Raw genomic sequence first — 11,978 nt, 5'->3', positions numbered from 1 at the left:
TTATGACACCTCCACGAGCCTGGATCCTGAGGCCTTTATGCCACGTACCGCCATTTCGACATCGTTCGGATTATTGGCATTCTCCAAAGCGGTCTCGAGCGATATGATCCCCTTCTTGTAAAGTGCATAAATTGACTGGTCGAATGTCTGCATTCCATGTGTTCCTTGATCATCCTCGATCAGTCCATGGATCAAGTTCATCTTGTCCGGCTGCACCAGGCATTCACGAATTGCAGTTGTATTTATCATGACCTCAACTAAGGGAACTCGACCGCGTACGTCACTTCTTGAGACAAGCCGCTGCGAAATTACGGATTGCAATGAACCTGCGAGCATGCTTCGTATTTGTGCTTGCTCGTTAAGCGGGAAGAACGAGATGATGCGATTCACAGCCTCGACTGCATTCAAGGTATGCAAAGAGGTAAGAACCAGATGCCCGGTCTCAGCCGCCTGCAGAGCAATCTTCATCGTGTTCTGGTCGCGGATCTCGCCGACCATAATGATATCAGGGTCTTCACGAAGCGCGTGGGTGAGTGCCGCCAGGAATGACTCTGTGTCGATCAGCACTTCACGCTGAGCGATCAGCGACTTCTTGTTACTGAAGACATACTCAATTGGATCCTCGATTGTGAGTATATTGACACTACGCGTCTGATTGATGTGCTCGATCATCGAAGCCATCGTTGTTGACTTGCCTGACCCAGTTGCCCCTGTCAGCAGAATTATGCCACGCCTACTATTGCAAAGCTTTTCAACTACGGACGGCAAATTCAGTTCGCTGAAGCCCGGGATTAGCGTCTTAATTGCTCTAAATGCAAGTGCCGCTGTGCCTTTCTGGAAATAGGCATTCACTCTGACACGTCCATGACCGGGAACAGTAAGGGCAAGATCAAGTTCCTTTTCCTTTAGAAACTTCTCAAGCTGTTGCGTAGTAACCGTCTCGCTTAGTAGGGCATTCATCTCACGCTCGCTGACAGGTTCCGGCCTGGTGCCGAACAAGTTTCCGTCAATTCGCAGAACCGGAACACTTCCTACTCTTAGATGCAGATCGGAAGCTTTCCTCGTAAAGAGAAGCTCCAAGAGGCCTTTCAAGTCCATGTCTTTGCCCTCAGCCTTGCCTATTGTGCTTTCAGTTCCGCTAGCCTGTGCGCCGCGTCTGCATGGTGCGCCGATTGATGCCCAATTTGCGCTAAGTACTCAATTGCGTCGGACGTGTTCCCCACCAACTGATGCAACACGCCTAATTCATAGGCGATGTCATCCTGAATACTGGATTCATATTGCCCTAACGCCGACTCCTCTTCGAGAAGTCGGAGCGCTCTGTGGGGATCGTTCGCATTCTTGAAACATTGTGCTAATTCTATCGTTGCCCTGCCACGCATACTACGATCTCGCCTTGCAGTTTGAAACTCCGTCATCGCTGCATCCCAGAGCTTCATTTCAGCATAGACAACACCCAGATCATAGTGATCCTTCCCTTGGCCCTCAGGTAGAGGTTCTTCCGATTTCTCACTTGGCACTTCGAAGTCATGATCCACGTTGTAGCTGTATTTGACCTCCGCCCCCTCGTCACGCGTTTCGACATTAGAGATTGGGTATGGCATATGAAACTCAGAGTCGGACTCGCCTAACGTGGCAAGACCCATCTCCTCGTCACTAATTGCTTCCTGTGCACTAATCGAGATAGGTTCAAACGATTCACTTTCAGGCGCAATCGCTACGGCTTCATGTACGATGCTCATTTGCTCGGCCCACCTCTTTACATCGCGCTCAAGCTCGATGTCCTCGAGGTGTGACTCAGCGAGAATGTGCTGAATTTCTTCTATCAGGTGAAGATGCTTGACGTCGCAGGACAAGAGCTTGCGAAACCAGTTCTTTCGCTCACTCAGAGAGCTCGACTTGTTTAGCTTTATGAACGTCCGGAATGCAGAAATTGCGTCGGCATAATACTCTAGGCCGAGGTAAGCTTCGGAGATCGACAGATATACGTCGACCTCCTCTGGGATCATGCGCACAACTTTTCGCGCAACGCCCAAAGCATTCTCGTGAAGTGCCTCTTGCATGTATCCGTCGAGCGCGCGACGCCATAGCGTGAGCGCTGCTTCTCGCTCGCCTGCTCGGAACTTTAGATCACCTATAAGATTCCATTTCGCGAAATCCTCGCCGTTAGAGCGAAGCTGCTCTTCGAGAATCTGCGCCCCTAGTTTCCAACGCCCGCTTCGGAATGCACGCCGCGCTTTTGCTTCAGGGTTCTTTAGGGTGTTCTTCTCAAGTTTCATGCTGATTTTCCTTTAGCTAATCTGACGCCACGCACCGCGCTGCACTGTGTGGACTCGGGGCGTGCCCGGAGGCCAATTGCTTGGTGAAAGCAGGTCAGTGTCAAATCCCCAGTTTCTGTTTGGAGCAGTATAGAAGTCTCCATAGCTCCACGCGCCAATGTTGTATCGGCTAAACCACAAGTCTATGATACTGCCGCGATAGGTCACAGTCTGTCCACCCCACCTCTCCAGAAAACGCATTAAGTTCTCCAAACCCCCGCTGTATTGTCCGCCATTTGTGCTGGGAACATGCCCTGTCATTATGCACGCGTTAACTGTCATGGAGGTAGCATTCCGGCCAGTGAGCGGACCGCTCGAGTTCGCGTCACTCCACGCTGGTGACAGGAAAGTGATTGCGTCGCACAGCAAGGCAGAGCCTCGCTTGTTCACTGTATTGTAGTTGCCCCATACGTACAGCGGCAAATCTGTAGCGATTGAAAGCCCAACTGACGGCAGCCGTGAGGCGTTACGAATTCGAACAGCAGGATCGGCGCCTCGGTAATCACTGATGTAGATGATTCCGTTGGCCGGCAACGCGCTGTCGGCTAGCATTGCGCCAATATTCACGTCAATAACGTCCATGTAGCGATTCTCGCGATCGTCATAGAATTTGTTGACAGTGTACACAAAGTAGCTATTGTTTACCAGCACAGTACCTGCGCTGTCTCGTAAAACACCGTCGACGTAGCGCATTCCGGCCTTATACCAATACTTGGTCTCGATTTGCTGCGGCCCATCGTTCAACGTGTCGGCCCGCTCGACAATTTCGTGCTGGTCTGCGGCAGGTGGTAACGGCAGACGAAGTGTTGACATTCCGTGAGATTGGTCACGCACTTGACCCTGCCACAGCGTTAGAGCCGCCGCGGCCCAATCTACTCGTCGATTGTCTAACCAGTATGCTCCCCGCCACATGTTTTGATATGCACCAATCAGGTCACGAATATTCACAGGCCCGGGAGGATCGATGTGAGCACCGTCTTTACGATGATGCCATATGCGACCGCCCGCCGTGACATACGAATTACACGTAATGCCGGTTTCAGCACCAATATACAGGTCAGCGTTAGTGTGGACGCGACCCTCGAAGGTCATTGCAGGGCCGGGAAAGATCTCAAGATCTTCATCGTAGAACACACCAAACTGAAAGAGCGGAATGAATTGATGTTGCAACTCACGGCTAATCTGAGTTGACGTTCGATTAGATGTGGCCCGCGCATCAACCTGATATCTTGTGACAAAGCCGATTAACCCTCGGTAGTCGCCGGCGGTAAGTACCTCCTGAGTCGTTGTGCCTACTCGGCCAATCTGATAGAGATCGTACGAGTATCCGTCCATATTTGGACTCGGCAGGGAGTCCAGTTGAGCATCAGTAGGATCAAGGTTAACCATGAGCAAGTCCCGAACCTGATCAGTACCCCACTCAATTCCCGCCTCCGCAGCGTAGAAAGTACGAGTCTCATCTAATGCCGTGGTCTCCACTTTGGCCGTACCAATTGAATTGATTGACGCAGTTGTTGCCACGAACATCAGGCCGGCGAGCATCACAACCGCCGCGATCATGATCATGCCCCTCTGCCGACCAACGCCCTTGATCTTGCCCTTATCTGGTTGTCCATTACACGTTTTCATGGTCATCCTTAAAGAGCTATGCACCTAAGCCAAGATTTCTGCCGCACACGAGAAATCGATACTTTTCTCGGTGAAAGTTATCGCGCCAGTATGTTCCATCGGGAAGCGAGAGGTACTCCTGGTTGTGTTGCTGCGCCTCTTCGTTTGAACGCACTACAAGTGACATCTCGACTGCCGCAATCCGCATTCGTTGTCCGGTCGTCAATGTGTATCCACCGACTGGAATTGGCCCGGAACTCGGTATTTCGTTCCCTTCTCTGTCGAAATAGCGAAAGAGCAAACCGTCAACGTTCGACCCGATTATCCGCGCTGATCGCTGTCCCCAAGCTACGGAATCCCGCGACCACTCCCATACATTCTGCTGTATGCCGCCTGCGTTACGATAGAGCTCGATTGTTTCCGTCAGAGAGTCGTTGTCAATATCACAGGTAAATGCTATTGAGTAAGTTGAAGCGAACTCAATTGCCTCATGCAGATTGTTGCTCCACGACAATAGAGGAATGTCGCGATTGATGTCGTTGCTGTCTCCGTCGATATCCTGGGTGGCAAACAATCCGATCATTCGCAAGTCGCGAACCATGCGCATTGCGATCAGTCGTCCCTCTTTAACAGATGCCTGTCTGCTCTCTTCCTTTGAGGCAGAAGCTGCGGCGACATAGTAAAGAGAGAAAAGCGAAACAAGAATGACTGCTCCTAGGGTCATCGCAATTGTCAGTTCTAGGAGAGATCCGCCCCGAGCCCTCAAGATTGCCCACATGCCGCTTTTTGTTGTATGCGGTTCCATGTAGTTCTGTCCTTTATAGCCTTGCAATGATTGTAGTCGCTTCAGCAACGTGCTTGTCACCGTCAAAATAAACTAACACTCGAACGCGCTTCAGATTTCCAAGATCCGTGACAATCAGCTGTCGTCGAAAGTCTTGCTGGTCGCTCCAGGCAGTACCGTAGTTCGCCTCGCTTGATCGAATACTCGAATAAGGGATGTTTCTGAGCATCTCCATTTCGAGGCGCAAGAGGCTGTTTGCGGTCTCCATCTTCTCGACATAACGACTTGACTTCTGCATGCCAACAAAGGAGGACATCACGACAACTAGTCCACCGGTAACGATCAGAACCGTCACCATCACTTCGAGCAATGATACCCCGCGCTCTAACTTTCGTATTCGTCTGTGCTTATTCATCCTGACTCCTTCCAGTCGAGTTCTACCTCAACGCTTGTGAGAGTCCAATCGACAGGCTCCAATCCCCGTCGCTTCCGCTTGCCGCTTCCCCAGTTAAAGAGTAGCCGTCGGGAAGGTGCCACTCCAGCCCAACAATTGGGCTGATTGGCTGATCGCTGTCAGAGATCTTTTCGGAGCCAGATGCCAAGGCAAGGGCCGTCCCGTTGTATGACACATTGTACTCACGACGACCCATAAGAAAAGTCTGTCCAACGCCGACATAGGGTGTAATCTCCGATACTCTATACCCTAAGGTCAGCGCAGGGCTAATCTCCTGCCAAAGATACTTATTAGAAATAGTTCGACCATTTCGCGTGACATCACCTTCGGCATTGAATCCCGTATACGCAAGGTTTGCATTGAGCTCGAGTTGCTCAGTGAATGCGAATCCTATTCTCAAGCCTGCGCCCCAGGCGAGTGTGGGATTGCTCGAAAACGCGCTATATCCATTTCCGAAATCGTCGAACTTCAAGTTCGCGGCTCCAATCCTGACGAACCCATCCATGAAGTCCTGCAACCCATAGCGACCCGTGAGAAATAGCCGCTTGCTACTCGTACCGCCCCGAACATCCAGCTGCTCACCCATGGGAACGCGCAGCTTCGCCTGCTCTGCCTCTACAGTCATACTTGTTACACGATTGCCAACGCAGAACAGCGGACCGCCTACCATGGCAGGTGCTTCGGCCGCAACAAGTAGTGCGACCATAACTACTGCTAAGTTTTTTATTCGCATTGTTGCCTCGTTTATTGAATGATTTCTTCGCCGCGCTCTTCAGGCATTGCAAGCGAATTGAATGCTGCTCTCAGCGTGAATGTTTGCGTGAAAGCGTAGGCTGCTCCATAGGCTGCGTCGACATTGATAAGCACCGGTGTCGCGACGTCGTCATCAGTGATTGTCAGGTTGTTGAAGAAGCTCACGGTATACGATGTGTCGCCCGGACAACCAAGCACGATCTGGGACGGATAGACATTGCCAGAACTTGCGCTGAATGTAACAACTGTTCCTGACACCATCGGCCAGAAGTTGAAATCGTGCAGAGCAAATCGAATCAAGGCGTTCTCCCCAATGAAGAGGGTACGTTCGTTCGGATTACCGTTTACGGTGACTTCGCGAAGGTTCAGAATCGGCTGGCTGTAGTCAAAAGTCACGTTCGTAGTCGACCACACCCAGACGCTGTCTCCTGTGGCGTCAACGCCGGCTGTCTTAACAAGGATCTTCGCAACACCATCACGGTCCGGCACGTCTGAACATAGAATTGCCGTCCCGAGATTCGGATCTGTTAGTGAGTTGAGCCAGCGACTCACGGTCGGCAACGGGTTTCCGCTGTATAAAGTCACACGCGCAAAGCCAGCTGAGTCGGTGTATCCTGTCGCGGTGGTCACAACGCCGCCGGACGTCGTAAAGTAGACAGCTGTTCCCGGCGTTACCGGGTTGTTGTACCGGTCACCCACAAGACAAACCAATTCGACACTCTCGCCAACTCTGTCCATACCAAACATATTGCAGGGCGTCGCCCCTATCGCCATGTGGCTTGACAAACAACCGTCGAGAACGTTTTCGATGTACGGCGGACCGGCATAGATCAGGATTTCGGTCGAAACACCGCTAACTCCTTGGCACACAGCTCGTATCCTGGCTGTTCCTGAAACGGTTCCGCTGTTGTACGCCACTGTTGCAAGGCCATTTATTGTCGGAATTGCACCTGTGCTTGACAGGAAGTCACCGCCACCCGGCGAGTTGTTGATATTGAAGAAAACGTTCGTACCGTCAAGGACCGGGTTGTTGTTTGCGTCCCGCACTAAGGCGGTAATCAAAAGCGTTTCATTTCGTCCACTTCCTCGAACGCCTACGGAGTTTGGTGTGAAGCTCAGCTGAATGCTGTTCGGATTTCCAGGCAGCAAGTATACAGTGTAGCTGCTGGACGCGGTTCCCGCGCTCGCAGTAATGATTGCGGTTCCTGTTTGAGAGGAGCTGAACGGAACAACTGCGACACCTTGTGAGTTAGTTGTACGACTTGCCGTAATGTTGCCGATCGTTGTGCTAAACTGGACCTCAACATTTGGCAGCAGATGTCCCACAGCATCGGTCACTCTTGCCGTAATACTATCTGTTGATATTCCGTCTGCCCGCAAGCTATCAGCGGAGGCCGATAGAGTAACCACGGCCGGCTCTCCAACGCGATAGATTATCTGCACACTGTCCCGTACCAGCGGGTGGCTCTCAGCCCACGCAGATACAAAGAACGTATCCGGTGTTGAACTCGAGACGAGCATATTCGTCGCGACTCCACCAGTTGTGGTGCGAAGATTCTCAAGTGTGCCGGATTGTGGCGGTATGCTGAATCGTACCTGCGTGCCATTTGGAACAGGATTTCCATTTTGATCCGTTACATTGGCCACAAGGGTTGATGTGCTACTGTTGTCCGCAAACAGGATGGTCGGGTTCGCCGTCAACGATAGTGTAGTCGGCGTGGAAGGTGCAAAGGTTACGGCGGCCTGTGCTGTTAAGGTCTGACCGTAACTTGCCGTGACAACGGCCGTACCTGTTTGCGTAGAAGCTTGCAATGATACAGTTGCGATTCCGCTCGCATCTGTCGTGGACGAATTCGGCACGGACCCAAAGTTGGTTCCGAAGTATACCGTCGCTTGCGGAATAGCGATTTGCGATGTGGTTTCCAGGACATGAACGCGAATTTGCGAAGTCGAAATGCCGTCAGCAACTACCAGATTGGGAACAGCGGAAGCATTAACGGTTACTCCGCGAAGTGTCACACTCGAGAATCCCTGTGCAGTGCCGGACGCAGCGGTGATGGTCGTCGTTTGGTCTATTGCATAGGCCGGGGGAGTGAACGTCAGGGTTGCTGTGCCTTGCGCGTTGGTCACAGTAACTGTAGGCGTATAGCTTATTCCGCTCGCACTCCACGTAACAGGTGTTCCTGCTACGGGAACTCCCATAGCATCAAATACGTTCGCCGATATCTGCATTGAACTGATGCCGTCTGCACGTACCGACTGATTCTGCGCGGTCACGTTTATCGTCTGTGCGATCGGCGCGTACATGTTTACCGATACTGTATCACCGAGCTGCGGCCCAAGGTAGCATGCAATCATTGCCGTGCCGCTGCTCGACGCGGCGGTCAGATTCGCACTCGCAATACCTGATGCGTTCGTCATCGCGCTGTTTACAATGTAGCCCAGGCTCGTTCCAAAGTTGACAGGCATATTGGAGACAGCGACCATACTCGTAGTCTCTCGTACATGCACTTGGATTGCATTTTGAGAAACCCCATTGGCAGGCATCGCTGAATACTGCGCGCTTGCCTGCACCGTGACGCCGCGGCTGAATACCACTACTGAATCTGATGCGGACTGAGAGTTTACTCGAATCGTGCTTTGCAAGTCATTCATGCTCCCGGCACTGCGGAACGTGTTAGTCGCGTAACCATCCGCGTTTGTGATCGAAGTGCCAGACGTGAGACTTCCTGATCCGACCATGCTCCACGAAACTGCGACATTTGAAATCGGATTCCCGCTTTGATCAATCAGGCGGCAGCTTAGGTTGCTCGTGCTTTGACCGTCAGCAAGTATGGAGTTCGTTGATGCGTTCAGCTCAATTGCTGATGGTGAAGGAGAGAACAACGTTATTGCCACAGTGTCACGGAGTTGGTTGCCGTATCGCACGATGATGTACGCTTCTCCTACTTCAGTGCCGGCGGTATAGGTCAATGTCGCGATGCCGGCGGAGTTTGTCGTCACCGATGAAGGAATCGAACCCAGCGAAGCTCCGCAGAGTATCGTCGCATTGGGAATTGCAATCGTGCTGCTTGCCTCTCTTAGACTTACTGTAATGGTTGCGGTTGCAGCGCCGTTCGCTGGCAGCATCTGCGCGTTTCCACTTGCCGACAGGTTGACTCCTAAGAGCGCGATCGAGTCGACGGTTGCGCTTCGCTCAATTGCTGCCTCAATTGATGCGTTTAAGTCTGTCTCCGAGGCGACTGAAGTGAACGTTGACAAAGCGATGCCGCTGGCGTTTGTAAGCGATGTTTGCGGCGTGAAAGTGCCGCCGGAGTACGCTGTAAAGGTCACCAGAGTATTCGGCACTGGATATCCACCTGCATCCCGCACTAGCCCCTGAACTTGAGTGCTTGCGACCCCGTTTGCAAGCAACTGACGGCTTGTAATGCTCACGATTACATCTTGGGCTTCCGTGCTCGTTAGAGTGATACTCGTTTCGGCACGAAGCGCACTTCCGTAGGTCGCGCTGATCTGCACATCACCGGCTTCATTCGAAGTCTGGTAGACTGCAGTTGCGATGCCGCTTTCGTTCGTCAGCGAAAACTGTTCAATCGCTCCCCGTGTCGCAGCAAATCTTACTGTGACATTAGCAACTGCAACACCGCTCGATGTTTCGCGAACCGTCGCCCGCACATCGGTGGTTGTTATGCCGTCCGCAGGAAGGGTTGCATGACTTGACTGGATGAGAACGGTTACTCCGCGCATGGTCAGCGCGTACGATCCTGACTCGCCGTCAACTTCGGCAGTCACTATTTGTGAGGCATCCGAATTTGATGCACCGCTCGTAAATCGCGCAGTTGCGAGACCGTCGTTGTTCGTGACGGAAGTGATGACCTGTAGTGATCCGATTCCGGCAGTGGTACTCCAGTTGACGGCACGCCCACTGATGGGCTGATTGAAGTCGTCTCTTACTACGCACGTGACAACGGTTGATGAGGTGCCGTCTGCTAGAATTGAAGAACTACCGCTGGATAGTGTTACGCCTGCTACTTCTGCCGCAGTGAACTCAACCTCGCCGTACCCGCTTGCTTGACTTGAGGTTGCAACGATTGCACAGTGTCCAACCTGCCGTGAACTCGTCAAGTTTGTTGTGAAGATTCCCGACGAATTTGTGAAGCCGGATGTTGGTTGAAGCGTCCCCAGCGTTGATGTGACAGAAATGGGAATTCCGCCTGCAAGAGCATTCCCGTATGCATCATACACTCGACAGGAGATCGGCGTGCTGCTGATTCCGTCAGCGGGAATCTGTGTCACACCCGGCGTGACTGTCACAGTCGCGGCCGTACCCGCTACATATGTTACTGTCTCTTCAGCAGACAGCCCGTTTGTGCTTGCCGTGACAAGATCGGTTCCCGTGACGGTCGAGCTTGTAAGCGTTGCAATCGCATATCCACCGTCAGTCACAGCGCTGTAGACGCTGAAAATCGGATTTCTGCGGTCCGGACCACGAAGCGCCTTCTCAGATACTGATCCTCGCACACGCTCCCATGGCTGTGCAAACTGGTTACTCGACCCACTGCCGCTTATCGCTGCGTTTCCCTTGCTGGTCGCGGCTGCTGCGCCACCCAACTGCCCTTGTTCAGACGTGAATACCACGGTTGTTCCATTTGAAACGGGACGGTTCTGCGAATCAAGGACTAAAGCGCGAAGAACTGAGGTGCTCGAGCCATTTGCCACAAGTTGACGTGGATTCACCGTCAAGGATATCTGCTCTGCTGTCGTGGATCTCAGATAGACACTTGTGCTCCCATTTACAGTGCCATTTAGTGCCGATACTGTAGCATTACCCGGATTCAGCCCAGCACGAAAAGTGGCAATCGCGTAGCCGTTTGCGTCAGTTGATGCTGACTCGGAGATGCTTCCTCCAGATGCACTAAACGCGACAATTGTACCTGCCAAAGCAGTGTTACCGTATGTATCACGGGCGAGGGCGCGTACGACCGTTTCGCTGGAGTTGTCGGCCCAGAGCGTGTCCGCCGTTGTCGACAGCGTCAGTGACGCGAGGGGGCCTGGCTGAATGCTGAGCATGGCATTTCCGGTTACGCCGCCAGTTGAAGCGACGATGGTCACCGGTCCTGCCGTCACCGGCGCACGATAGACAGTTGTGGCGATACCTTCTTGTGTTGTCACGGCTTGTGCCGAGAAACTTCCTGAATTCGCACTGAACGTCACCATAACGTTACTGCGAAGGGTTTGCCCGTCCTCTCCAATCACACGTGCGCTGACCACAGTCGAGTCGACACCTGCTGTCAAATTTGCAAGCGAGGTATTTACCTGAATGGACTGAGCAGCATACGGCTGCAGGAAGTCGACGTACACAGTGTCGGAGTTCTCATTGTATCTCGCGACAACCATGGCCCGTCCAATAGCTTCAGTCGAAGTCAATGTCGCGATTGCGGTTCCACTTTGCGCGTCTGTTACTGCTGGTGAGGTTATTACGCCGAGCGACGTCGAGAAATTCACCTCTGCGCCGCCGACCGGATTGTTCGATGCCGTCCGAACACGCGCGCGTATGCGAGTGCTGGATGCTCCATTGTCGGCAAACAGAGTGTCGTCGTCAGCAATCGCGGAAACAAGTCCGTTCGGATCAGAACCTGTGGTGGTCACCGAAATGGTTCGGGTCTGCGTTGCTTGCATACTTAACAACTCGACGTGCAAAGACACATTGCCGGTGTCCGCCGGCGCCGTGTAACTTGTCCTTGCCTTGCCGTAGTTATCGGTAACGACTGTCGTATCCGGTCCTGCGGCACCGAAACTGCCGCGGGTGGCGGTGAACCGAACGTTCTCGCCGGGAGCCGGCTCTTGCTGTTCATTCACGATCCGCGCCTCGATTGTAGCAGTAGCCTGCGGCATGATCACAGGCGGATCAATGATGATAGCCTCGATGAACGCGAGATTGTCTCTCGCAGATGAAACCGGGCTGAAATCGCCCTTCTGTTCGCATCCGTACCACAGGGCTACGCTGAGCAACGTACCCATCGGTAACCAAAACTGTACTGGCAAACGGCGCTGCATCACA

The 11,978-nt window shown here is 52.7% G+C and carries 7 protein-coding genes; all 7 read right to left on the bottom strand.

The features are described 5' to 3' along the window. The gene (locus KJZ99_11825) at positions 1–1,098 is read right to left on the bottom strand and encodes a type IV pilus twitching motility protein PilT (GenBank protein ID MCL4306590.1); all 1,098 of its coding nucleotides are present in this window, start codon (positions 1,096–1,098) and stop codon (positions 1–3) included. A 20-nt stretch (positions 1,099–1,118) separates the two neighbouring features. Then, complete coding sequence (locus KJZ99_11820; protein ID MCL4306589.1) at positions 1,119–2,279, bottom strand: tetratricopeptide repeat protein; 1,161 nt, start codon at positions 2,277–2,279, stop codon at positions 1,119–1,121. Between the two features lie 12 nt (positions 2,280–2,291). Further along, the gene (locus KJZ99_11815) at positions 2,292–3,947 is read right to left on the bottom strand and encodes a hypothetical protein (protein MCL4306588.1); all 1,656 of its coding nucleotides are present in this window, start codon (positions 3,945–3,947) and stop codon (positions 2,292–2,294) included. 16 nt (positions 3,948–3,963) lie between these two features. Continuing rightward, positions 3,964–4,650 carry a hypothetical protein gene (locus KJZ99_11810; GenBank protein MCL4306587.1) on the bottom strand — a complete coding sequence of 229 codons (687 nt, stop codon included), beginning with the start codon at positions 4,648–4,650 and terminating at the stop codon, positions 3,964–3,966. A 94-nt stretch (positions 4,651–4,744) separates the two neighbouring features. After that, positions 4,745–5,125: a type II secretion system GspH family protein gene (locus KJZ99_11805; GenBank protein ID MCL4306586.1), complete on the bottom strand. Its 381-nt coding sequence runs from the start codon at positions 5,123–5,125 to the stop codon at positions 4,745–4,747. 22 nt (positions 5,126–5,147) lie between these two features. Further along, complete coding sequence (locus tag KJZ99_11800; protein MCL4306585.1) at positions 5,148–5,897, bottom strand: hypothetical protein; 750 nt, start codon at positions 5,895–5,897, stop codon at positions 5,148–5,150. An 11-nt stretch (positions 5,898–5,908) separates the two neighbouring features. Beyond that, positions 5,909–11,974 (bottom strand): Ig-like domain-containing protein, encoded by a 6,066-nt coding sequence (locus KJZ99_11795; GenBank protein ID MCL4306584.1) that lies wholly within the window; start codon positions 11,972–11,974, stop codon positions 5,909–5,911. Between the last annotated feature and the right edge of the window lie 4 nt (positions 11,975–11,978).

It is taken from the genome of bacterium (genome assembly GCA_023382385.1).
Classification (GTDB): Bacteria; Electryoneota; RPQS01; order RPQS01; family RPQS01; genus JABWCQ01.
This window is presented reverse-complemented; position numbering and strand designations above follow the sequence as displayed.